A 23,550-nucleotide genomic window follows, 5' to 3' on the forward strand; every position below is an offset into this window, starting at 1 on the left:
ACGGTTGTTCACCGCCGGTAGTTTCCGCGCGGCGGTGGCGGAGTGGGTGGCGCACGCCCCGGTCGGCAAACTGCTCGGAACCTGCTGGTGAACGCCTGGTGTGAGCTACATCTCGTTCACCGAATCGGCATATCGGCGACACGTCGCGGACGCCCCGGCGAGGTGTCGAACTGGCCTCCTTGGCCATATGGCTATTACGTCCGTGCTGACTGCGCCGGCTCGACCGGCCGGCAGCGAGGATCACCGGTCCCGATACGCACTGATCGTCTCCTCCGATACCGACCATCGCATCGCGGCGCAGCGACTGCGGTACAACGTTTTCGCCGATGAACCCGGTTTCCGGATCCCCGACAACGGAACGGGTCTGGACGCCGACCGCTTCGACGACCACTGCGACCACATGCTGGTGCGCGACGAGGTCAGCGGCGAATTCGTCGGCTGCTACCGGATGTTGCCGCCGGACAAGGTCGCGGCGGCCGGCGGCTACTACACGGCCACCGAATTCGACCTGACCCGGCTGGACCCGGCCGGGAAGCGGATCGTGGAGATGGGGCGGGCCTGTGTGGTGCCCGACCACCGCAACGGGTCGGTGCTCACGCTCATGTGGGCGGGGATCCTGCACTATATTCAGCTCACCGGTTACGACTGGGTGATGGGATGCGCCTCGGTGCCCATGCGCAACCGCCCGGACGAACCCGCCGGGGTCAATGTGCGCGGGGTGCGCGATCTCCTGCTCGCCAAATATGCGTGCGCACCGGAGAAACGGGTGCGGCCGTACCGCCAGGTCGTGGTGGATGGGGTGGCGCTCGACGATCTGCCCGCGCCCTTGCGCCCCAAACTACCGCCGCTGCTCAACGGGTATCTGCGGCTCGGCGCGGAAATCTGCGGGGAACCGGCGCACGATCCGGATTTCGCGGTCGCCGATTTCGTGGTGCTGCTGGGGCTGGACACCATCAACACCCGTTATCTGGACCGTTTACGCGGCGCGGCGGCAAATTTCGCCGGCGGGCGGTGACCCGATGCCGGCCCGGACTCTGGAAGAACACATCGTCGAAGTAGCCGCACCGCAGCATTCGTGGATGCCCATCAGTCCGTGCGCGGCCGGATGCGTCCAGCCCGGCGCCGAGGTCGGGGTGCTGCGCGCCGGGATCCGGGCCGCGGGTGCGCTGTCGGTTCTGGCTGCCTATCCGTTCGCGCATATCGTTACGCCGCCGTCGCGCCGGTCCGGCGTACAGCGGCATTTTGCGGGATTGCTGTTGCGCAGCTGCGGGATCCGGCTTCGGGTGGTGGATCGCCGGCCGGTGCAGGGGCGGCCGGAGTTCGCGCCGTCCGGTACCGGAGTGCTGGTGGCCTGCGGGCATATAGGTTGGGCGGACATCATCGTCCTCGCCGCGGTGCAGCCACTGGCATTCGTGGCGCGCGCGGACCTGGTCGACTGGCCGCTGCTCGGACGGCTGGCCCGGATCATGCGGGTCGTGCCGATCGAGCGGGAGCGGTTACGCCGGTTGCCGGAGGTGGTGGAGCAGGTCGGGCAGCGACTGGCCGCGGGCGAGCGGATCGGGTTCTTTCCGGAGGGCACCACCTGGTGCGGCCGGGCCTACGGGAAATTGCGGCCGGCGATTTTCCAGGCTGCGGTGGATACGGGGACCCCGGTGCAGCCGGTGCGTTTGCGGTATCTGGATCTGAACGGCAACAGATCGACCGTACCCGGTTTCGTCGGCGAGGATACGCTGATCGGCTCGGTGGGCCGAGTGCTGCGGGCGCGGGGGCTGACGGCTGAGGTCGTGCTCGCCCCGGTCGAGCCGGCGGGCGGTGACCGGATCGATCTTGCGCGGCGGTGTGAACGGGCTGTCCGGGCCGAGGAACTCTCGGATGCGGCGCATGCGGTACTCGCCGCGGCCGGTCGGCAGCTGACGAGGGCGGCGGTGGCGGCGCCCGGCTGACCGACGAGGTGGTGAACGGCCGGGTCCGGGCTACGGGCCCGGCCGTTTTGTCGCAACTGATGTATCGCTTATGAATGTACCGCTATGCAACGGCAACATAAGTCGCGGTATCAGAAGGCGCTGCCTGTGCCGGGCAGGCCCGGAAGGCCTACCAGTGGTAGCGGAAGATGTGGCAGTGCCGGGAGCTGTACCGGCGGGGTCGGCAGCAGGGCCGGGGGAGCCGGCGGAATGTGGGGATTGGGCACATTCCAGGTCTGGTTCGGGGTGCTGTTGCTGTAGTTGTCGCCGTCCCAGTCGGTCGGAGCGTCGTAGTCGCTACCGCGGTTGCCGTCGTAACCCGCATACGAGTCCTGATCTCCGCGATTGGTGTGACCGGTGTTGAACTGGTCGTTCCAGCCATCGTAATTATGCTGGTTGTGGCCGCGATAACCATATTGACCGTTGTCGTCCCAGCCGAAGCTGTCGTCGTCGACGCCGTAATTGCCGGTGTGGCTGTCGTCGTTGCCGAAACCGCTGGAGTCGTCGGAATCGCTGATCGCTGCTGCCGTGACGGGGTCGGCGAGGGCGTTGCCGGCGGCGACGGTCAGTGGCGCGAGGGCGAGCACCGCGATCGCGGCGATCCTGGCGGCAATGCGGCGGATGCGCTGTTCGGGGGTTCGGTTCATCGGAGAGTCCTCACTCTTCGCGCCCCGGTGGACTTGCGGGGCGGTAGCGCTTCTGGAGCGCTCCATCGATACATTCAGTACCGTACCGCTAAATAACGGCACATTCAATAGGTTTTGAAAAGTTTGGTGCGTTTGCTCACTGCGCCGCCTGTATCGACCCCGCTACCAGATGTTTTGCGGGCGGGCGCGAGGTTGTACGGGGGTTACGGAACCGGCGCGACGCCCCGCCACCGGTGTTGTGGACCGCCGCGAACGAATGCGGCTACGGTGGACTCGAACAGGCCGAGCCTGCTGCTCTCGATATCGGTGGCGCCGCATTCGAGCGTGTCCGGAGTGTTCCCGGGAAGGTCCCTGGCATAGCCGGGGCGGCTTCAGCAGGTGCACCGCGCAACACTGTCATCGGTGCTTTCACGACGGTTCCGACTCCGGATCCGGGCAACTACCCAGGAATGTGGGGCAGAGAACTATGGCGATCAGCCAGGTGGCGGTGTATGCGCACCTGAGCGTCACCGAAATCGAGTCCCTCGGGCGCGAACTCGACGAGATCAGGCGTGATGTCGAGGACGGGCTCGGTGCCCGTGATGCCGGGTACATCCGGCGCACCATCGCCTTCCAGCGGACACTGGACACCGTCGCGCGGGCGACGATCGGATTCAGCCGCCGCCGGGGCGGATGGCTGGCCGGAACCGGTGGGCTGGCGCTGGCCAAGATCATCGAGAACATGGAGATCGGCCACAATGTGAGCCACGGCCAGTGGGATTGGATGAACGACCCGGAAATCCACTCCACCTCCTGGGAGTGGGATATGGCCGGGCTGTCCGCACAGTGGCGGCATTCCCACAACTACCGGCATCACGTCTTCACCAATGTGCTGGGGCTGGACGACGATATCGGTTTCGGGGTCATGCGCGTGACGCGCGACGAACGCTGGCAACCCGGGCATCTGCTGCAACCGCTGCGCAATCTGCTGCTGGCGGTCACCTTCGAATGGGGGATCGCCTCGCAGGGCTGGTACCTCGAGCGCAAGTTCGGTCGTGGCCCGGCCGGTGGAGGAACGGGCTCGGCGCGGGCGCTGGCGGCGAAGATCGCCCGGCAGGTGGGCAAGGACTATGTGGTCTTCCCGGCGTTGAGCGGCCGCCGCTGGCGCCGGACGCTGACCGCGAACGCGACGGCGAATCTGGTCCGCAATCTGTGGGCCTACCTGGTGATCGCCTGCGGTCACTTCCCCGACGGCGCGGAGAAATTCGAGCCCGAGGTGATGACGGACGAGACCCGGGCACACTGGTATCTCCGGCAGATGCTGGGCACCGCGAACTTCGACGCCGGCCGGGTGCTGGCTTTCCTCAGTGGGCATCTGTCGCACCAGATCGAACACCACCTGTTCCCCGACCTCCCGAGTAACCGGTATCCGCAGCTCGCGGTGCGGGTCCGGGCGCTGTGCGAGAAATATGATCTGCCGTATACGACGGGGCCGCTGCCTCGTCAGGCGGTGCTCAGCTTGCGGACCATCCACAAACTCGCGCTACCGGACAGTCTGCTCACCGCGACCTCCGACGATGCGCCGGAGACCGCGTCCGAACGCCGATTCGATGCCCCGGGCCGTGCCGGAGAACACACCCCAGTGCGTGGCTTGCGCACCGCGCTGCGGCTGCGAAAGGCGACTTCCCGCCGCCGCGGCGAGTAAGGTGGAGAGGGCCCTGGCCCCGCGACCCCTCGGGTGCGGGTCCGGACCGTCGGATGACGCGCAATCCGGTCCGCTCGGGCCGAGTCAGGAGTATCCATCACAGCACCGGATCCGTTCGGGACCCGGGCGCTGCCCACTACGCCCGATCGGGCGGCGCGGTGCACGGCGGACAATCGCCGTCCCGCGGGCGGGCGGCGGGGCCGGGTGGCCCCCTGGTGATGCGAGAGGAGTCGCCACCGGCGACCACCGCGCACCGCGCACCGACTGCGAAACCTTCTACGACCGGAGTATCGATATGCACGAGAGCAATCTGTTCAGTCACGTCCCCGCGGAACCCGAGGTCTATCCGGCCTCGACTGTCGCGAACCAGCCGGTGTTCTCGAGCGCCACGACCGAGAACCGGGCCGCCGGTGAGGCCGCCCCGGAAGACGGCGCCGAGCGGTCCTGAAAGCGGGGACCGGGCGGGGGATTCGGTAGCGGTGTAGGGCGCCACCGGCTGTAGAGGTGAAACGGTGCCGGAACGCCGCCAGATCTCATGCCGGAAGTGGTCTGCCGGGGACCTCTGACTTCCATCCTGACCCGTGTGAAATTTGTAGAAAATTTGTAGAAACTGCGGGCCGGCGGGTGACTGGTCGCGCCTGACCCGTACGCCCGGTGCGCCGAAGTCCTGGGCAGGCCGGGTGGCTGGTGGCGGTCCGATGAAGCGGGGCGAGCGCAGGTCGAGTTGCGTGGCAGCCCATGTCGCTGCCACCAACTACGTGCCGATCCAGCGCTGTCTGGCTTACGTTGTTCGGCAATGTAATTCGACGACGGTGCAGGCTCGCGAACGCGCGTGATCGTGTTGCGTTGCCCGCACAGTGTTTTGGGAGGTGCACTTGACCGGCACCACCCGGACCCGGCAGGGATGAATCCGCGCCGCGAGGAGATCGTCTCGGCTCGAGCCCGGGCGGATGGGCCGCTACAGCTCTTGGCTGGCAAACAGTGTCGTTCGCTCGGGCTTTCCACGGCTTCTGCCGGGCCGACCGGCTTGCGCCTGGGCGCGGCTCAGATCTGGGCGGAGCCGCCGTCCACGGCGAGCTCGGAGCCGTTGACATAGCTGGACGCGTCCGAGGCGAGGAAAACAGCCGCCGCGGCGATCTCTTCGGGTTCGGCCAACCGGCCGAGCGGAACCGACGCCCCAGCGGTGGCGACCGTCTCCGCCGAGATCAGGTCGACCAAACCCTGCGTGCGGGTACCGCCGGGGGAAAGCATGTTGATCCGGTACCGGCGTTCCCCGGCTGCGTGGGCGAACCCGCGAACGAGGTTGCGGATCGCGGCCTTGGTCGCCCCGTACACGGGCAGGTACGGCTCGGGTCGCGAGACCGCCGTCGATCCGGTGAGGATGATCGACGCCCCCGGCGAGAGCAGCGGCAGTGCCTTCTGCACGGTGAACAGCGAGCCCTTGACATTGGTGGTGAACATGGCGTCGAACTGCTCCTCGGTGATCTCACCCAACGGCGCTACGATCCCGATCCCGGCGTTGGCGACCAGGACATCGATCCGGCCTGCCTGCTCGGCGACCGTCGCATAGAGCCCGTCGAGGTCCTCGAGTCTGCCCACGTCACAGCGGACCCCGGTCACCCCGGGACCGAGTTCGGCCTCGACCTCGTCGAGCTGCGCCTGGCGACGGCCGGCGACGAACACCCGGGCACCCTCGTCGAGGTACGCCCGCGCGATCGCCCGTCCGATACCCGCGTTACCCCCGGTCACGACGGCGACCTTGCCCTCCAGAACCTTCATGGCAGCTCCCACTTCCCTATTATTGACTGATCCGTCCATAACACCCGATGTGGACGGATCGGTCAAGAATCTGGGCGGTGCCCTGCCTCACACCACTGCGAGAACGCTCAAGACTTGGGCAACAGACCGTCGAGCAGGGTCTCGGCCATGATCGACAAGGCGGCCGGATCCTGCCCCACCCGGCCGAGGACGATCAGTCCGAGCTGACCCGCCAGCACCGCATGGGCGGCGCCGTCCGGGTCGACACGGGGCGTGATGTCGCCCTCGCGCTGTGCTCGCCGTATCGCGTCGACCAGCACGGCAGTGGTCGCGGCGTAGCTGCGCCGAGCTTCGGCCGCCACCTCGGAGGTGCTCACGGAGAGCTCCATCGCGGTATTGGCGAGCAGGCAACCTCGACGGGCCTGTTCGCCGCCCGGGTCACCGGCGGGTCCGGTCACGAAACCGCGTATCACATCGATAGCACGATCCGCCTGCTCCAGCCGCGTACGCAGCATCCGATCGTTGGCCTCGTCGTACTCGCGCAGCACCCGCAAGAACAAGCTCCGCTTATCTCCGAAGGCCCCGTACAGACTCCCCTTGCCCAGTCCGCTGGCTGCCAGGAGATCTTCGAGTGACGTGCCCGCGTACCCCTTGTCCCAGAACGCCGCCTGCACTGCCGCCAGGACGTGCTCTTCATCGAACTGGCGTGGACGCGGCATGAACCCAGGCTACCGATAGTGGACCGTTCGGTCCACGCTCCGGTGATGCACTGGCGGTGTCATGTCTGCCATCCGGGCATGTAAATCCAGGAATGTCGGTGGTGCCTGCACTGTTGTGGATCGTGTGTAGTTTGTAGAAAATCTGTAGAAACAAGGGGGGATACCCCAAGGATGCCCAGGTCAACGGTGGTATAGGCTTTGTCGGTCATGAAGTCGGCTTTTCCGGGTGCGGTCAGCGGTGTGCCCACGACGGTTTACCTCGATCATGCGGCGACCACACCGATGCTGCCCGCCGCCATCGAGGCGATGAACGCTGCTTTCGGGACGGCCGGGAACGCGTCCTCGCTGCACGGATCGGGCCGGGCGGCCCGCCGTCGGCTGGAAGAGGCCCGCGAATCCATCGCCGCGGATCTGGGGGCCCGGCCGTCCGAGGTCCTGCTCACCTCCGGCGGTACCGAAAGCGATAATCTCGCGATCAAGGGCATTTTCTGGGCCCGCCGTGATGCCGATCCCCGATGTACCCGGATCCTGGCCGGTGCCACCGAACATCATGCCGTGCTCGACGCCGTGGAATGGCTGGAGCGCCACGAGGGCGCGCGGGTCACCTGGCTACCGGTGGATTCCGACGGCATTGTTGCTCCCGAAACTCTGCGCGCCGAACTTGCCGACAATCCCGGCGAGGTAGCGCTGGTGACCGTCATGTGGGCGAACAACGAGGTCGGGGCCATCCAGCCGATCGAGGAACTGGCGGTCATCGCGCGCGCGGCAGGTGTGCCGATGCACAGTGACGCAGTCCAGGCCGCCGCGCAATTGCCCGTCGATTTCGGGGCCTGCGGGCTGGGGGCGGCGAGTTTCGCGGGCCATAAACTCGGTGGTCCGCACGGGGTGGGTGTGCTGCTGCTCGGGCGGCAGGTGGGCTGTGTTCCGCTGTTGCACGGTGGCGGGCACGAACGCGACCTGCGGTCGGGTACTTCCGATGTGGCCGCCGTGGCCGGGCTGGCCGCCGCGTTGCGGGAGACCGTCGCGGAAATGCCTTCCCGGACAAAAGAACTGATCGCCCTGCGCGGCGAGCTCATCGCCGGGGTACACCGGATCGTTCCGGACGCGGTGCTCAACGGCCCGCACGACGAGCGCCGGCTGCCGGGTAACGCCCATTTCACCTTCCCCGGCTGTGAAGGTGATTCGCTGCTGATGCTGCTGGATGCCGCAGGGGTGGAATGCTCCACCGGTTCGGCGTGCACGGCGGGGGTCGCCTCGCCGAGCCATGTCCTGATCGCGATGGGGGTCGAGCCCCGGGAAGCGCGCGGATCGTTGCGGTTCTCGCTCGGGCACACCTCACAACGGGCCGATGTCGAGGCCCTGCTGGAAGTATTACCGCAAGTGGTGGAACGAGCCAGAGCCGCCGGCCTGGCCGGTGCGAGAGGAGGTGCGTAGCGTATGCGCGTACTCGCCGCGATGAGTGGTGGAGTCGATTCGGCGGTTGCGGCGGCACGGGCCGTCGACGCCGGACACGAGGTGGTCGGAGTCCATCTGGCGCTGTCGAGCGCGCCGGGCACCCTGCGAACCGGCTCCCGGGGCTGCTGCTCCAAGGAGGACGCCGGCGATGCCCGGCGGGCCGCCGATGTGCTCGGTATCCCGTTCTACGTCTGGGATTTCGCCGATCGCTTCAAGGAAGACGTCATCGACGATTTCGTCGCCGCCTACGCCGCGGGCGAAACCCCGAACCCGTGCCTGCGCTGCAACGAGAAGATCAAGTTCTCCGCCCTCGCCGACCGGGCGATGGCTCTCGGCTTCGACGCGGTGGTCACCGGGCACTATGCGCGCTTGGCCGACGGTGTGCTGCGCCGGGCCGTGGACGCGGACAAGGACCAGTCCTACGTCCTGGCGGTGCTGACCGCCGGACAGCTGGAACGCGCCCTGTTCCCGGTGGGTGACACCCCGAAACCGCAGATCCGGGCGGAAGCCGCCGACCGCGGCCTCGCGGTGGCGGACAAACCCGACAGCCACGACATCTGCTTCATCCCGTCGGGCGACACCCGCGCCTTCCTCGGCGCGAAAATCGGGGTCCGGCCGGGCGCGATCGTGGACTCCGGCGGCGCCGAACTCGGCAGCCACGACGGGGTGCACGGGTTCACCATCGGCCAGCGCAAGGGCCTCGGCCTGCCCGGACCCGGACCGGACGGCAAACCGCGCTACGTCACCGAGATCGACCCGGACTCCGGCACCGTGCACGTGGGGTCGGCCGACGATCTGCAGGTGTGGTCCATCGACGCCGAGCGGGCCGTCTGGACCGGCGGGACGGCGCCCGCCGGTCCCGTCGACTGCGTGGTGCAGGTCCGGGCGCACGGCGGTACCGCCCCCGCCACCGCGGAAGCGGTGGGCGACGGGCTGCGGGTGCGGTTGCACGAACCGCTCAGCGGTGTGGCGCGCGGTCAGGCCGCCGTGCTGTACCGGCCGGACACCGCCGGTGACGTGGTCCTGGGTAGTGGAACCATCGCCGCCACCGCGCGCACGGCGCCCGCCGGCGCGTCCCGATGAACCAGGCCGGATTCCCGGCGGGGGTGGCGACAGGGATCGGATCCTGGCCGGGGACCGATCCACGCGAGGCCGCGGCGGTGATCGTCGGCGAGCTGCCCGGACTACCGCATCTGGTGGAATTGCCCGCGCGGGGCGTGGGCGCGGATATGGTCGGGCGGGTCTCGGCCCTACTGGTGGATATGCGTTTCGACACCACCCCGCGGGGCTACCGGTTCGCTGCGCGGCCGGGTGGGGTCTCGCGGCGGGCACACGATCTGCTGCGCACCGATCTGGACGCGCTGCAGGAAGCCTGGGAGAACGCCGGGCTGCGCGGTTCCGGCCGGCCGGTGAAGGTGCAGGCGGCAGGCCCGCTGACGCTGGCGGCGCAGGTGGAACTGCCGGGCGGCCATCGGGTACTCACCGATCGCGGTGCCGTGCGGGATCTGGCGGATTCGCTCGCCGAAGGTTTGGCCACCCATATCGCCGAGATCGCGACCCGGCTCGAAACCGAAGTCGTCCTGCAACTGGACGAACCGCTGGTGGCCGAGGTGCTCAACGGTTCGCTGCGCGGGGCCAGCGTGCTGAACACGGTCCGCGCCCTACCCGAACCGGAAGCTCTGGAGATCCTCGACGCGGTGCTGACCCCGCAGCGGGTGCCCACTCTGGTGCACACCTGCGCGAATCGGCCGCCGCTGGATTTCCTGCGCCGATCCGCGGCCGACGCGCTCGGATTCGATCTCGCGACCCTGTCCGGGACCGCTGGTCTCGACTCGGTGGGGCAAGCACTCGACGAGGGCAAACGGCTCGTGCTCGGGCTGGTGCCGACCAGTGCCCCCGAAGCTCCGGTGACCTGGCGCGATATTGCCGAGCCGGGCGCTCGCTTGATGGATCGCCTCGGGTTTGCCCGCGCGACCCTGGCCCGGCAGGTGGCGGTGAGCCCGGCCTGCGGCCTCGCCGGAGCATCGCAGAGCTGGGCTCGCGACGCACTGCGATTCACCTCCGACACCGCGAAAGCCTTCGAGCAGGACCCGGAATCGTTGGTACCACAGTCGTAGCCGTGAGCCGTTACGAGTGCCGCGTTTATCGCTCGCGGCCGTGGTAACCGCGGATATCGGGTTCCCGCGGTTGCACCGCGGCCCTTCCTTCAGGTGGGCCTATTTGCCCGGTTCGAGGCGACGACGTGCCATAACGGTGAGCCGAAGTGTCGGTGAGCTCGACTAATCTGCGAGATGTGAGTGAGATCGGAGCCCCCACCGAACGGGATACCGCCCTGGGCGAGGCCGCGCCCGCGCCGGCTGCCGGGGAGGTGCGCGCGCGCTGGCAGGAACTCGCTGATACGGTGCGCGAACATCAGTTCCGCTACTACGTCCGGGACGCGCCGATCATCTCCGACGGCGAATTCGACCAGCTGTTCCAGCAGTTGCTGGCGCTGGAGGAGCAGTATCCCGATCTGCGGGCCCCTGATTCACCCACCCAGTTGGTGGGTGGCGGGTTCGCCACCGATTTCACTCCGGTGGATCATCTCGAGCGGATGCTTTCCCTGGACAACGCGTTCTCCGAGGCCGATATGCGGGCGTGGGCGGCGCGGGTCGAGGAGGAAACCGGCCCCGATCTGCACTATCTGTGCGAGGTCAAGATCGACGGGGTGGCGCTGAACCTGGTGTATCGCCAGGGCAAGCTGGTGCGCGGCGCCACCCGCGGTGACGGGCGCACCGGTGAGGACGTCACGCTCAATGCGCGCACCATAGAGGACATCCCCGGTGAACTGACCGCCACCGCGGAATTCCCGGTACCCGAACTGCTGGAAGTGCGCGGTGAGGTGTACTTCCGGCTCGAGGATTTCGAAACACTCAATGCGGCGATCGTTGCGGAGGGCAAACCGCCGTATGCGAATCCGCGGAATACCGCGGCCGGTTCGCTGCGGCAGAAGGATCCGGCGGTCACTTCGCGGCGGCGGTTGCGGATGATCTGCCACGGTCTCGGGCGTACCGAAGGATTCACCCCGCGGTCCCAGCACGAGGCGTATCGGGCACTCGCGGCCTGGGGGCTGCCGGTATCGGCGCATACCGAGCTGGTCAGCGGGGTCGATGCGGTGCTCGCGCGGATCGCCTACTGGGCCGAGCATCGGCACGATATCGAGCACGAAATCGACGGTCTGGTGGTGAAGGTCGACGAACTACTGCTGCAACGCCGGCTCGGTGCCACCTCGCGGGCGCCGCGCTGGGCCATCGCCTACAAGTATCCGCCCGAGGAAGCCACCACGAAGCTGCGCAATATCGCGGTGAACGTCGGGCGCACCGGGCGGGTCACGCCGTTCGCGGTGATGGAACCGGTGGCCATCGCCGGGTCCACTGTCGCGATGGCGACGCTGCACAATGCCGCCGAGGTGGTGCGCAAGGGTGTGCTGATCGGCGATACCGTCACGATCCGCAAGGCCGGCGATGTGATCCCGGAAGTGCTGGGCCCGGTAGTGGATGCCCGCACCGGCGACGAACGCGAATTCGTGATGCCTACCCACTGCCCGGATTGCGGCACCGAGCTGGCCTACGAGAAAGAGGGCGACGCCGATATCCGCTGCCCCAACCAACGCACCTGCCCCGCCCAGTTGCGTGAGCGGGTATTCCATGTGGCAGGCCGCGGCGCCTTCGATATCGAGGCGCTCGGCTACGAGGCGGCGGTTGCGCTGCTGAATTCCGGTGCCATCGCCGATGAGGGCGATCTGTTCGATCTCGATGCCGGTCGGCTGCAGAACGTTTCGCTGTTCATCAACAAGAACGGCAGCCTTTCGGCGAACGGGCGCCGCCTGCTCGACAATCTCGCCGCCGCCAAGGACGTTCCGCTGTGGCGGGTACTGGTCGGCTTGTCCATCCGTCACGTCGGGCCTACGGCGGCACGCGCACTGGCCGCGGAATTCGCAAGCCTGGAAAGGATCGAGCAGGCTTCGCTGGAAGAGCTGTCGGGGGCCGAGGGGGTCGGGCCCACGATCGCCACCGCGGTCGCGGAATGGTTCACCGTGGATTGGCATCGCGCCATCGTGGACAAATGGCGTGCCGCCGGGGTCCGGATGGCCGATGAACGCGACGAGTCGATTCCACGCAACCTCGAGGGCCTGTCGATCGTGGTCACCGGATCGCTACAGGGTTACTCCCGTGACGGCGCGAAAGAAGCGATTCTGCAGCGCGGCGGGAAGGCCGCTGGATCGGTCTCGAAAAAAACGGCGTTCGTGGTGATCGGCGATTCGCCCGGATCCAAAGCCGCCAAGGCAGCGGAACTCGGTGTCCCGATTCTCGACGAGGACGGTTTCCGTATGCTGCTCGAATCCGGTCCGGATGAGGTCCGTACCGCTAGGGATGCGAGCCCGCAGCCCGATGAGAGCTAGCCGGGCGTCGCGGGTGGGAAGGCCGCGTAGCGCCGGCCAACTGATTGCGCAGGAAGAACTTTCGGGTGCCACCGCGGCTGGACTCGCCCGACTCGACCGGGTCCTGCCACCGCGGCGGCGAGATACGGCAGGATGGCGGGATGCTGCGCAGTTTTCGGGTGTCCAACCACAAATCGCTGGCCGACCTGCAGGAATTGCGGTTGACCCGCGGCAGTGCGCCGGTGGCGGTGCCGGTGACCGCAGTACACGGCGGGCCGGCGGCCGGTAAATCGAACCTGGTCGACGCGCTGGGGCAGATGCGCGGGGCGGTGTTGCGTTCGGTGACCGGTTGGGACCCTTACGCCGGGCCGGAGCGTGCGCCGCATCTCGGTCACACCGGGAGACTTTCCGAATTCGAGGCGGTGTTCATCGCCGAGGAGACACCGTATACCTACGGGTTCCGGCTGGATGCGGCGGATGTGGCCGCCGAATGGCTCTACAGTCATCCGCGGTCGCGCAAGCGGATCGTGTTCGAGCGCGAAGGCGAGGCCGTGCGCGTCGGGCCCATGTTCGAGGCCGCGCGGTCCGGGATCACCGCCCTGATACCGCTGGTGCGCCCGAACGCGCTGCTGTTGAGCCTGGCCGGGCAGATGTACGCCGAGGCACTGGTACCTGCCTACCGCTGGTTCGAGACGATGCTCGAGGTGCTGGACGGCACCGGTGACATCGACTCGGTCGAACTGCGGGTGGGCTCGCATCTGTCGCGGTCCACCGAGAACGCCGCCCGGCTGCTCACCCTGCTACAGACCGCCGATCTCGGTATCACCGATCTGCTCATCGCACAGAACGATCCGGGCTACGCCGACTACCTGCGCGATCTCGACGCCGATATCGCGGCCCTGGGGGAACAGACCGATCGCGCGGCGGGCTCGGCGGCGTACGCGGCGCAACTGCAACTGGACAGTGGGCTCACTGCGGCACAGCTGGCCCGCGAATTGACCAATATGCGCAATGCCCGCGATGCGCTGTACACGCGGATGGTGGCGCGTCGCGGGGTCGGGCTGCGGCTGGTGCACACCGGTGTGGACCCGGTGTTCACCCTGGTCGAGGAATCCTCGGCGACCGTGGCGCTGCTGCGGCTGCTCCCGGTCCTGCTCGACGCTTTGGACGCAGGAAAGGTGCTCGTCGTCGATGATCTCGGTACGCAACTGACAGTCGAAGAGGCAGATCGGCTGATCCAGCTGTTCCAGAACCCGGAAACCAATACCCGCGGTGCGCAATTGGTGTACACCACCGGCGACCGCGCTCTCGTCGACCGCGGTAACGGCCGCTCGGCGCGGACCCGGGCCGGTGTCTGGACCGTCCGCCGGTCCGACGCCGGTACGAGCACACTCACGATGTCCTGAGGAACCGGCGCCCGCCGGTCCGGGTGACTAGCTGCTCGGTTGCGGAATTGTGCAGCCCATCTTCGGGTTCATCCCCATATAGTTCAGAGGTCCGGCAAGGACCGTAACCGCCAGGGTAGCGACGTGCGAGCACTCGGCCGGTGGCTCGTTGAAATAGCCGCGCTGACCGGCGGCGACCAGCCCCGCCACAAACCAGACGAGGACGACAAGACTTACTACTCGGCTTCCCATGGCACCTGCTCGAATCGATGAGTCCGGCATGGCGATCGTTTCCTTCCACATCGGTACTCTCCGAATACCCGGTGACGGCCGGCTGATGCGCCGGTGACGGCGGTGTCACACAAATGGGAGCTTTCCGGCGCGTGTGACCGGTGTTTCTTCGGTGTATGGGGTTCGGCGGGAATATTCCGCCGCCCGGGTTCGCCGGGGCCGGTGCCGCTGTGGGCGTGTCGGCGTACATGGGCGAAGGCGAGGCGCGGTACGCCTACCATGGGGGTGTGTTCGAACTGGCGATGCTCGCGGTCATGGTGGCCGCACTGGTCGGGATGCTGGTCCTGGTGTTCCGGGGGCGGCGGGGTACCGCGTTGCCGCAGGACGCCGAGGTCGGGTCGTTGTATCTCACCGGGGTGAGCCCGCGGCCCGACGCGATGGGCGAGCAGTTCGTCACTCTCACCGGAAACCTTTCCGGCCCTTCCGAGCCGGGGAAAGTGGTGTACGGACGGCTGGTCTGGGACGCGGCCTACTGGCCGGCCATAGGCGATACGCTCACTGTCGCCTATCCGCCCGGTAAACCGGATCGGTGGCAGGTCGTCGAACCCGGGAAGTAGTCACGGACGGGGCCACACAGCAAATACCGAACCCGGCGGCAATCTGTCCGGGGCAGGACTTCAGCCCAGAACGGTGGCCACGATTCCGGCGAGATAGCCGAGGCGCGCCACCTCCGAGGGCCGGAAATCGGGCCCACCAGGACGGCCGAGCAGCAGCACTTTGCTGGACGGACCCAGCGGCGCGGCAGCCATCTTGGTATCCATATCGCGCCAGATCTCGGGCACCCAGTCCGCGTCGGCGTCGAGGGCAAGGGGTTTCTGCAGCGGCATCCACGGCACCGAAGCGGCCTGGGTCTGCGGCGCGCTCTGGCTGCCGACCAGCCGGTAAGCCCCCTGCGGGCCGATATCGAGCACCGTGCTCCAGCCCACCCGCAACACTCGCGGGATACCGTCCACCAATACCTGTAGGCGATCATCGCGGGCGTTGGCCACATTGTCGATGAGTTCGAGTTCGCGGTGGGTGTCGAGTACACCGGAATAGGGCCGGATCGAATCGACTCGGACGTCGCCGAGCGATTCTGCGGCGGTGATGAGCGTATCGGGAAGTGCGTTCGGGGCGATCTCGACAACCAGATCGTCGACGGCGAACCCGGCGCCGCGTTCGACCACATCCAGCGAGAGGATATCGGCGCCGACGGTGCCGAGTGCCACCGCCAATGACCCGAGGCTTCCCGGACGATCCGGAAGTTGCACGCGGAGCAGATATGACACGTGCGTTTCCCTTTCCTTCAGCGGCCGAGGCTCTGGACGAATACCCGGTCTGCCCATCCTTACACCCATTTCGGGCGGTTATCGACTCGAATTGTGCGCGCTGACCGCCGCGCAACGATAGCGAACGGTGTGAATCGGGTGGCCCGAGGTGCTCCTGTGGCCTCGCGGCCGACCCCGCGCGGCGGCACCATTAGGCTGTTCGTTGCTCGTGATCCGTATCCGAACTACACGCCGAAAGGGGTTCGCGGTGACCGCCATCTCCCGCGACGAGGTCGCACACCTCGCCCGGCTGTCCAGGCTCGCCCTGTCCGAGGCCGAACTCGATCAGTTCGCCGGACAGCTGGATTCGATCCTCAGCCATGTGGCGACCATCTCCGAGGTGGCCGCCGCCGATGTTCCGGCCACGCCCTCACCGAACCCGGTGACGAACGTGACCCGCCCCGATGAGGTCCGTCCCGGGCTCAGCCCCGGCCAGGCCTTGTCCGGTGCACCGGCCAGTGAAGACCAGCGGTTCCTGGTTCCGCAGATCCTGGGAGAGGGCGAATGAGCGAGTCGAGCCCGGAGGGGGCGACGCAGCGTAACGACGCGGGGCCCTCGTCCATTCGTAATCGACACAGCACGAACGACCTGACCCAGCTCGGTGCCGCCGAACTCGCCGCCAAGATCCACCGCCGGGAAGTGTCCTCGGCCGAGGTCACTCGGGCGCATCTGGACCGGATCGCCGAGGTCGACGGCGACTATCACGCCTTCCTGCATATTGCCGGCGAGCAGGCGCTCGCGGCCGCGGCCGAGGTCGATACGGCGCTCGCCGGCGGGAAAGCACCGGCCTCACCGCTGGCCGGGGTGCCGTTGGCGCTCAAGGACGTGTTCACCACGACCGATATGCCCACCACCTGCGCGTCGAAGATCCTCGAGGGCTGGGTGGCGCCCTATGACGCCACGCTGACCTCCCGGCTGCGTGCTGCCGGGATCCCGATTCTCGGGAAAACCAATATGGACGAGTTCGCGATGGGTTCCTCCACCGAGAACTCCGCCTACGGGCCGACCAAGAATCCGTGGGATACCGGGCGTATTCCGGGTGGCTCCGGTGGTGGTTCGGCGGCGGCACTGGCCTCGTATCAGGCGCCGCTGGCGATCGGCACCGATACCGGTGGATCGATCCGGCAGCCGGCCGCGGTCACCGCGACCGTCGGCACCAAACCCACCTACGGCACCGTGTCGCGGTACGGGCTGGTCGCCTGTGCCTCTTCGCTGGACCAGGGCGGGCCGTGTGCCCGGACCGTGCTGGACACCGCGCTGCTGCACGAAGTGATCGCCGGACACGATCCGCGCGATTCGACGTCGCGCGATGTACCGGTGCCCGCGGTCGTCGAGGCCGCCCGCCGGGGTGCAGGCGGGGACCTGCGCGGTGTGAAGATCGGGGTGGTCAAGGAACTGCACTCCGACAGCTACCAGCAGGGCGTGCTCGCCTCCTTCGACGCCGCCGTGGGTGTGCTGAAGGATCTCGGTGCGGAAGTGGTCGAGGTGTCCTGCCCGCATTTCGAGTACGCGCTGGCGTCCTACTACCTGATTCTGCCCAGTGAGGTCTCGTCCAACCTGGCCCGCTTCGACGCGATGCGGTACGGCCTGCGTGTCGGCGACGACGGAAACCACAGCGCCGAGCAGGTCATGGCCGCCACCCGGGCTGCGGGGTTCGGGCCCGAGGTGAAGCGGCGCATCATGATCGGTACCTACGCGTTGTCGGCCGGGTACTACGACGCCTACTACGGTCAGGCGCTCAAGGTACGGACCTTGATCGCGCGCGATTTCGAGCAGGCCTACGAAAAGGTGGATGTGCTGATCTCGCCGACCAGCCCGTTCACGCCGTGGAAGCTCGGTGAAAAGGTCGACGACCCGTTGGCGATGTACCTGTCGGACCTGTGCACGCTGCCCACGAACCTGGCGGGGCATCCGGCGATGTCGGTGCCGTCCGGGCTCAGCCGCGACGACGGGATGCCGGTGGGACTGCAGATCATGGCACCCGCCCTGGCCGACGACCGGTTGTACCGGGTAGGCGCGGCCTACGAGGCGGCGCGTGGGCCGATCGCCTGAGTTGTCGTAGAAAACTCCACAGATCGTGGCCGCGGGCGGTGATCCTCTACGGGGCACCGCCCGCGGTGTATCCGGCACCTTCCACGCGTCAACAGGGGATCGCTCGGAGGAACCGGCGGGTGCCGTGGCCGAGTCCGGTAGGTGCCGGGGTGGATGTCGTCCGGTCGTGGCCCACACCTTTGCGGGTGTGGGCTCGGCGTGACTCGGACCGTGTGAGGTGGCTCGGGCAGCGCCGGTGGCCTGAGCGGCGCGGGATTGTCAGGCCGCGTTTCGGCGTTCCGCTTCGCGTTCCACCGCGGTGGTCATCCCAGGGAAGCCGCGGCGGAAACCGCGTCCGAACAGCAGGCCCACCAGGGGCGCCAGCCACCCGGCGAGTTCGAAATGCGATTCGTAGCGGGTGCGGTCGTCGCCCAGGGGCGTCAGCGTATGGGAGCGGTTGCTGCGTAGTGCGCCGAGCGGGAGCGGTTTCATGGAGTAACCGAACTCCCGGCCAGGAGTGACGGTGTGCACCCATTCGCGCATGGGGATCGGCAGCGGCATCAGCTGCTGGACCCGCATATCGATCGGCGCGCCGACCGTCAGAGCCGCGCGACAGCGACTGATCAAGGGATTCCAGTCGCTGTACCGGTCGAAATCCGTGAGGACCGACCACACAACGTCGGCGGGGGCGTCCACTTCGACCACATCGTCCACAACAAGCACGCCCCCAAACTAGAACGTGTTATAGACGGGGTCAACCGGCGGCGCGGCCCTGGCCGGCAGGTGACTTCCCGGGTACCGGAAGCCGCGGTAGCTGCGGTAGCGGGACAGGGGCCGACGGCAGTCGTATCGAGCCGGGCAGCGCAGACCGTGGGCGGCGCCGGGCGACCCGGGCCGAGGCCACGATATGGCCGGGCTGCGCCGGTAGGCCGCGATGATCGCCGACGCCGACGACCGCCGGACGGCGGGCCCGCCGATGCAGCTGCCGCACACCCAGAACCAGCCCGGCGACAGCCGTCAGCCCGAGTGCGACCAGCCGCAGCAACCACGGCTGGGTCGGATGCTCGGTGGCGGCCTGGGTCGCTGCCTGTGTGAAGGTTTCCACCACCGGCACCCCGTAGTGCTGGCGGCGGGAGTTCAGCTCCACGGCGGTCGCCGCGACCGAGGCGAGGGTTTCGCAGCGAGTCCGGACCATCGGCTCGGCATGCGCGTCGCAGGCCTGGTGTAGCCGCACACCCAGGGTGCGGTCCAGCTCCTGCCGGGCCCACGGGCCGAGCGGGGCGCCGACGCTGTCGGCGTAGCGGAGTAGGTCGTAGCCCAGGTCGTGCGCCATACAGGCGGTATCGAATTCGGGCGGCAATTCGACCGGTGACGAACAGTCGCCGTCGGGTGCCACGAGCACGCCCTGCCGCAGAACGGGGTCGTATCCGGAATAGGACGCGAAGTCGTGCGGTAAGGCCGTCGTGGCGGCCTGACCCGGATCACCCGAAGTCAGGCCGGCCACCGCGAGTCCGGTGGGGCCCGGGATCGAACCGTCGAAGCCGATAGCGTCGGAGGCGGGAGCGGATACCGCCGTGAGCGCCAGACTGAGCAGGGCGGCGCCGGCGAGCGCAGGTGGCGATATCCGCCGCAACCGGCGCCGTTTTCGGCGCCGGTGATCGTCACTGGGTGAAGCCATGATGGGACACCTTAAGGGCAGACCCTGTGCGTTTCCGAACGGCGCCGTAGGCGGTACGGACCGGTAGGAGCGCGGTGGCTCGCCCGCATCCGGCGGGCAAACCCATCCACGCCCGCGGTCCGGCGCTATCAACAGCCGGGTAGCGCGGTGCCCTGATCCACGTCGTAGCGGTGACCGTGGCCGGGTGGTGCTGCCAGGCTGCCCAGGAGGTCGGCGGTGGTCTGGACGAAACTCGCCACCGGCAGCCAACCAGGGGTCGGGGCATCTCGGCGAGCTCCGGTGAGGTCCGGCGGCCGCCACAGCAACTCGGGTGACCAGTGCACTACCGGGTCGGAGGTATTGGCCAGGACCGTCGTCCGCGCCCCGGGCTCCCGGCCGCCGCCGCCCGGCATACCCGACCACAGCACCGAACAGGCCCGGCGGTTCTGTTCGGCCGCACCGGCGAACACCGCGCTACCGCCGAGCGCGCCCAGGCTCTGCCCGTACAGGTACAGCCGCGGCGGGTCCGGCAAGGTCGCGGCATGCTCTTCGACAGCGCTGAACAGCGCCCGGGCAGACACCGCGGCCGAATCCCGGCCCACCACGAAGGTCGCCCAGCTCGGCAGCTGTGAATATTGCAATGCCGCCACCGCGAAATCGGCACCGAACCGGTCCTCGAACCCGCGCAGGGCCCGCCCGTCCACCCACCCCGAACCGGTGGGTACGGCAACCACCAGATGCGAACGGTCGAATCCGCCGGCTCGATCGAGCTCCCGGACTGCCAGTTCGGCCCGGGCCGCAGGATCGGGCGCCGACTGCAATCCGGCATAGACACGCACGGCGCCGGCCGGGCCGTTCGTCACGAATCGCTGTCCCTCGAGCCCCAGCGAGGCCCAGCTCATCAGGGAGTCGGCGCTACCGGATCGAGTCGTCGCCACCGGCTGCACGAGGCCGGAATCGGCGGCGCCGCCACTCGCCGCCGCGATCCCCGGAATCCCGAAGAAGGCCACCGGCAGCGTCGCGATCACCGCCATCACCAACCCCCGCGACCAGCCGATCCGCCGCAGCAACCGGCCGGCCCCGGTACCCGCGGCCACCAGGACGATTGTGAGCACCAGCGACCCGGCCGCCCAGAAAGACCAGTACTGCGGTCCGGTGCGCGCGACCCCCATGGCGTCGCGCAGTGTGTTCTGCCAAGACGCCGCATGCACCACCGACGCCACCACGCCGGCAACGGCGGCTGCGAGCACGAGATGCCGCAAGGCAGGCGCACCGGCGAATCGATCCGCGGCCGGCCGGCGTAGGCGCCTGGTGATGTGTGCGACCCCCAGCAGGGCGACGACCAGCAGCGAGGTGAGAACGGCCTGGGCGGCGGCAGCGCGGGGGAGCAGACCGGGGGCCAGCGACAGCATGGTGGCGAGTGCCACCGCGAGGGTGACACCGGCCGGGAAGCCACGGCGTGCGGACCGGCGAAAATCGGCGGGTGCGGTTGTATCGGATATCGCCGGGCGGATCGAGGGAACCGCTACTCCGGTACCGGCTCGGTCGAAGGGGCGTAGGAGAAAAGGTGCCGGCGACCAGAGAGGCTGGGCCGCGGCCGGGCCGATGTGTTTCATGCGAACTCCTGCCGGAACGGGATCACCGAGCACGTGGTGTGCGGGGGAGTGGCCGGCGACGTGCGCAATCCCCGCGAGCCCAGCGACTTCCGTGCACGACTGCCGGTAGATTCGGCGGGCCGCCCGAGTAAGGCCGGTCCGCCGGGGGGTCTGTCGCCCGCACCATCACGTGACCGCACGAGCGCGAACAGGTCGCGCGCCCGGCGGCCGAATCGGCCACCGGCGCAGGTGCGCCAGGTCAGGAACGTGGCGAACGCGGCGAGCACCAGCGCAACCACCCGCGGTAGCCAGGTCGTGGCCGTCTCGGCGACCGAGAAATGTTCGACCACCGGCACGCCGTACCCTTGCCGCCGCGAATTGAGGTCGACCGCCGCCGCCGCGATGCCGGCCATGGTGGTGCAGCTGGTGCGGGCCATCGGGTCGTGGCGGTACCGGCACGCCGAGAGCATCCGGTCGGCGAGCGCGCGATCGAGGTCGCGGCGGGCCCACCCACCGAGTGGGTGACCGCTGTGCTGCGCGTAACGCAGCAGGTCGTAACCGAGGTCGTGCGCTTTGCAGGCGGTGTCGAACTCGGTAGGCAGCGGAACCGGTGACGAGCACGAACCCTGCGGGGCGACCAGGATCCCGTCGACGACCGCTGGGTGGTATCCGGTGACGGCGCCGAAATCGTCGGGAAACTGCGGTGCGGCCTCGGTGCCGGTCAGTGCGCGGACGGCGACCGCGGCCGGGGTGGTATCGGCGGGCGGGCCCGCAGCACCGGCCGTGGGTACCGCAAGCAGTGATGCCGCTGCGGCGATCCCCGCGACGGCGAGTGCGGCGGGCCGGCGGCGCACCGGTGTCCGGCGGCGCGCGGCAGTGTTCGAGACAACCATGGCCGTGACGGTATGAATCGTCAACAGTCGCTGCCGTCCCGCTCAGGAGCGGTTCCGGGCCCGTCCCGGGCGGTGAGGGCGGGGGCGGTCTACCCCGGGTGTACGGGCCCGATTTCACCCCACGGTATGAGGTGGATCCGGGCGGCGGTTCGTACTGTCGGTGTCATGATGGAGTTCAGCGCCGCGCAACCGGCAGCGAAGTCACCGCCTTTCCGGAGCCGGCTCGCCCGCCTCGGACCCCGGTGGTGGGTGGATGCCGGCACGGTCTTCGTGGTGCTGGTGTTGTTCTCGGTCGCCTGGCCCACCCTGCATCTGACCCACGACGTGCCGTGGTCGATAGCCCCGCTCGTCGCGGCCTTCGCCGCGCTGCCGGTACTGCTGATCCGCCGGAACGCGGCGCTGGGTTGGGCTGTATCCGCCGGTTCGGCGCTGCTCATAGCCCTGGCCGTACCGAACGAGCCCGGTGAAGCCCTGCCCTTCCAGGTGGTGCAGATCGTCGCCCTCTACTTCCTGGTCTTCGGGGTGGCATTGCGGTCGCCGCCGCCGCTGGTGGCGGTGGTGTGGGCGGCGACATCGCTACTGCTGGGTGCGGCGCTCTCGGAGGAAGGGGTCGGCGCCGATCCGTGGGCCTGGCCGGTTTCCCTGGCAGCGACCGTGTTCGTCGCGGTACTGCTGCGGTCGCTGATCCGTTCGCGCTCCGAGCTGAACCGGCAGACCGAACTCAGCGAACTCGAACGCGCGCGGCGCACCATTCTCGAGGAGAAAGCGCGGATCGCCCGTGATCTGCACGATGTGGTCGCGCACCATATGTCGCTGGTGGTGGTGCAGGCACAGACGGCCCCGTACCGGGTGAGCGGTGTGAACGAGGCAGCACGAGCCGAATTCGAATCGATCGGTGCCACCGCCCGGGAAGCGCTCAACGAGATCCGCGGCCTGCTCGGGGTGTTGCGCAGCGACGGTCAGCTCGCCGAACACACCCCGCAGCCCACTGCCGTCGATCTCGAAGCGCTGTTCCACTCCGCCACCCGGGCCGGAGTGGATCTCACCTGGTCGGTCGAGGGCACCCTCGCGGCGATACCCGACACCGTGGGCTCCGCGCTGTACCGGATCGTGCAGGAATCGCTGGCCAATGCCGGCCGGCACGCGCCCGGCGCCCCGGTCCGGATCGGAATCGACTGTGCCGATACGGTCACGCTGACCGTGGTCAACGGTCCGGGCGCCGGCCCGGCCGCCGCCGGTACCGGCGGGCACGGGATTCCGGGCATGCAGGCGCGGGCTCTGGCGGTCGGCGGCCGGTTGACGGCGGAACCGGCAGCCGACGGTGGATTCCGGGTCAGTGCGCTGCTACCGCGCACCGTTGCGGTGGACCTGTCGTCGTCGGTGATTACTCAACCCGGTACGCCCGTCTGATCCGAAACAGCTATAACACCAGCACATAGCCATTTCGAATGGCCCGGAAGCCTTGTGCTGTCAATGGATCACCGGCCGCCCGGATCTCTGCCCGCACCTCCGATGCCCGCCCGGGCCCGGCTTGGCAAACAACGCAACCGAATGACCCTCGAGGATTCCTCGGGGGTGCGTGCGTGCCGGTTCTCGGGAGCATCGTTCCGTTAGCAGGCACACGGCCCGACTCGGACACGCGCTGTTCGGGCAGGAGGACCAGCCGTAGAGATCCTTCCCCTCCGTCTATGGCCGCCCCCGCCAGACCAGGGCCGTCCCGGCTTTGTTGTACCCCACCTCAAAGGTT

At 68.3% G+C, this 23,550-nt stretch carries 22 protein-coding genes; 13 read left to right on the forward strand and 9 right to left on the reverse strand.

The window, feature by feature from the left end; genetic code table 11:
- Positions 1-187: 187 nt before the first annotated feature.
- Complete coding sequence (locus NS6_RS15205) at positions 188-1,015, forward strand: GNAT family N-acetyltransferase (protein WP_068042194.1); 828 nt, start codon at positions 188-190, stop codon at positions 1,013-1,015.
- A gap of 64 nt (positions 1,016-1,079) precedes the next feature.
- Positions 1,080-1,943, forward strand: a complete 864-nt coding sequence (locus NS6_RS15210; RefSeq protein ID WP_084471079.1) for a lysophospholipid acyltransferase family protein — start codon at positions 1,080-1,082, stop codon at positions 1,941-1,943.
- A gap of 110 nt (positions 1,944-2,053) precedes the next feature.
- Here NS6_RS15210 and NS6_RS15215 read toward each other — a convergent pair whose 3' ends face one another.
- A complete protein-coding gene (locus tag NS6_RS15215; protein WP_068042200.1) occupies positions 2,054-2,608 on the reverse strand; it encodes a hypothetical protein in 555 nt (184 codons plus the stop codon).
- Positions 2,609-3,074: 466 nt separating this feature from the next.
- Here NS6_RS15215 and NS6_RS15220 point away from each other — a divergent pair, with 466 nt between their 5' ends.
- Both NS6_RS15220 and NS6_RS34725 read left to right on the forward strand, forming a co-directional pair.
- The gene (locus tag NS6_RS15220; RefSeq protein WP_068042203.1) at positions 3,075-4,292 is read left to right on the forward strand and encodes a fatty acid desaturase family protein; all 1,218 of its coding nucleotides are present in this window, start codon (positions 3,075-3,077) and stop codon (positions 4,290-4,292) included.
- Between the two features lie 295 nt (positions 4,293-4,587).
- Positions 4,588-4,740, forward strand: a complete 153-nt coding sequence (locus tag NS6_RS34725; protein WP_157112769.1) for a hypothetical protein — start codon at positions 4,588-4,590, stop codon at positions 4,738-4,740.
- A gap of 596 nt (positions 4,741-5,336) precedes the next feature.
- On the opposite strand, the gene NS6_RS15225 is transcribed toward NS6_RS34725, so the two are convergent.
- Both NS6_RS15225 and NS6_RS15230 read right to left on the reverse strand, forming a co-directional pair.
- Entirely contained in the window at positions 5,337-6,071 is a 735-nt protein-coding gene (locus NS6_RS15225; RefSeq protein ID WP_068042207.1) for an SDR family NAD(P)-dependent oxidoreductase, read from the reverse strand.
- A gap of 107 nt (positions 6,072-6,178) precedes the next feature.
- A complete protein-coding gene (locus NS6_RS15230) occupies positions 6,179-6,769 on the reverse strand; it encodes a TetR/AcrR family transcriptional regulator (protein WP_068042210.1) in 591 nt (196 codons plus the stop codon).
- 207 nt (positions 6,770-6,976) lie between these two features.
- On the opposite strand from NS6_RS15230, the gene NS6_RS15235 reads away from it, so the two are divergent.
- The 5 genes from NS6_RS15235 (at position 6,977) to NS6_RS15255 (ending at position 14,050) form a co-directional block, all read left to right on the forward strand.
- On the forward strand, positions 6,977-8,203 hold the full coding sequence (locus tag NS6_RS15235) for a cysteine desulfurase family protein (protein ID WP_068042212.1): 1,227 nt from the start codon (positions 6,977-6,979) through the stop codon (positions 8,201-8,203).
- A 3-nt stretch (positions 8,204-8,206) separates the two neighbouring features.
- Positions 8,207-9,307, forward strand: a complete 1,101-nt coding sequence (gene mnmA, locus NS6_RS15240) for a tRNA 2-thiouridine(34) synthase MnmA (RefSeq protein ID WP_068042216.1) — start codon at positions 8,207-8,209, stop codon at positions 9,305-9,307.
- Positions 9,304-10,341, forward strand: a complete 1,038-nt coding sequence (locus tag NS6_RS15245; RefSeq protein ID WP_068042219.1) for a methionine synthase — start codon at positions 9,304-9,306, stop codon at positions 10,339-10,341. Before mnmA ends, NS6_RS15245 begins: the two co-directional genes overlap by 4 nt.
- Before the next feature lie 215 nt (positions 10,342-10,556).
- A complete protein-coding gene (ligA, locus tag NS6_RS15250; protein ID WP_068042311.1) occupies positions 10,557-12,665 on the forward strand; it encodes an NAD-dependent DNA ligase LigA in 2,109 nt (702 codons plus the stop codon).
- A 140-nt stretch (positions 12,666-12,805) separates the two neighbouring features.
- Positions 12,806-14,050 carry an AAA family ATPase gene (locus NS6_RS15255; protein ID WP_068042313.1) on the forward strand — a complete coding sequence of 415 codons (1,245 nt, stop codon included), beginning with the start codon at positions 12,806-12,808 and terminating at the stop codon, positions 14,048-14,050.
- 27 nt (positions 14,051-14,077) lie between these two features.
- Here NS6_RS15255 and NS6_RS35865 read toward each other — a convergent pair whose 3' ends face one another.
- A complete protein-coding gene (locus tag NS6_RS35865) occupies positions 14,078-14,281 on the reverse strand; it encodes a hypothetical protein (RefSeq protein WP_084471069.1) in 204 nt (67 codons plus the stop codon).
- A gap of 266 nt (positions 14,282-14,547) precedes the next feature.
- On the opposite strand from NS6_RS35865, the gene NS6_RS15260 reads away from it, so the two are divergent.
- On the forward strand, positions 14,548-14,877 hold the full coding sequence (locus NS6_RS15260) for a hypothetical protein (RefSeq protein WP_068042316.1): 330 nt from the start codon (positions 14,548-14,550) through the stop codon (positions 14,875-14,877).
- 60 nt (positions 14,878-14,937) lie between these two features.
- On the opposite strand, the gene NS6_RS15265 is transcribed toward NS6_RS15260, so the two are convergent.
- On the reverse strand, positions 14,938-15,588 hold the full coding sequence (locus tag NS6_RS15265) for an ACT domain-containing protein (protein WP_068042222.1): 651 nt from the start codon (positions 15,586-15,588) through the stop codon (positions 14,938-14,940).
- A 247-nt stretch (positions 15,589-15,835) separates the two neighbouring features.
- Here NS6_RS15265 and gatC point away from each other — a divergent pair, with 247 nt between their 5' ends.
- Together gatC and gatA are read left to right on the forward strand one after the other, a co-directional pair.
- On the forward strand, positions 15,836-16,135 hold the full coding sequence (gene gatC / locus NS6_RS15270; RefSeq protein WP_068042225.1) for an Asp-tRNA(Asn)/Glu-tRNA(Gln) amidotransferase subunit GatC: 300 nt from the start codon (positions 15,836-15,838) through the stop codon (positions 16,133-16,135).
- A complete protein-coding gene (gene gatA / locus NS6_RS15275) occupies positions 16,132-17,679 on the forward strand; it encodes an Asp-tRNA(Asn)/Glu-tRNA(Gln) amidotransferase subunit GatA (RefSeq protein ID WP_245669352.1) in 1,548 nt (515 codons plus the stop codon). The genes gatC and gatA overlap by 4 nt, the downstream gene beginning before the upstream one ends.
- A 258-nt stretch (positions 17,680-17,937) precedes the next feature.
- Here the strand turns inward: gatA and NS6_RS15280 are convergent, their stop codons facing one another.
- From NS6_RS15280 to NS6_RS15295, 4 genes are all read right to left on the reverse strand, one after another.
- A complete protein-coding gene (locus tag NS6_RS15280) occupies positions 17,938-18,381 on the reverse strand; it encodes an SRPBCC domain-containing protein (protein ID WP_084471070.1) in 444 nt (147 codons plus the stop codon).
- A gap of 31 nt (positions 18,382-18,412) precedes the next feature.
- The gene (locus NS6_RS15285) at positions 18,413-19,336 is read right to left on the reverse strand and encodes a hypothetical protein (RefSeq protein WP_068042227.1); all 924 of its coding nucleotides are present in this window, start codon (positions 19,334-19,336) and stop codon (positions 18,413-18,415) included.
- Positions 19,337-19,464: 128 nt separating this feature from the next.
- On the reverse strand, positions 19,465-20,931 hold the full coding sequence (locus tag NS6_RS15290; protein WP_245669353.1) for an alpha/beta-hydrolase family protein: 1,467 nt from the start codon (positions 20,929-20,931) through the stop codon (positions 19,465-19,467).
- Positions 20,928-21,803: a hypothetical protein gene (locus tag NS6_RS15295; RefSeq protein WP_068042231.1), complete on the reverse strand. Its 876-nt coding sequence runs from the start codon at positions 21,801-21,803 to the stop codon at positions 20,928-20,930. Before NS6_RS15295 ends, NS6_RS15290 begins: the two co-directional genes overlap by 4 nt.
- 165 nt (positions 21,804-21,968) lie before the next feature.
- On the opposite strand from NS6_RS15295, the gene NS6_RS15300 reads away from it, so the two are divergent.
- Positions 21,969-23,213, forward strand: a complete 1,245-nt coding sequence (locus tag NS6_RS15300; protein ID WP_068042330.1) for a sensor histidine kinase — start codon at positions 21,969-21,971, stop codon at positions 23,211-23,213.
- Positions 23,214-23,550: the final 337 nt, after the last annotated feature.

Source organism: Nocardia speluncae NBRC 108251 (assembly GCF_001613245.1).
Taxonomy (GTDB): Bacteria; Actinomycetota; Actinomycetes; order Mycobacteriales; family Mycobacteriaceae; genus Nocardia; species Nocardia speluncae.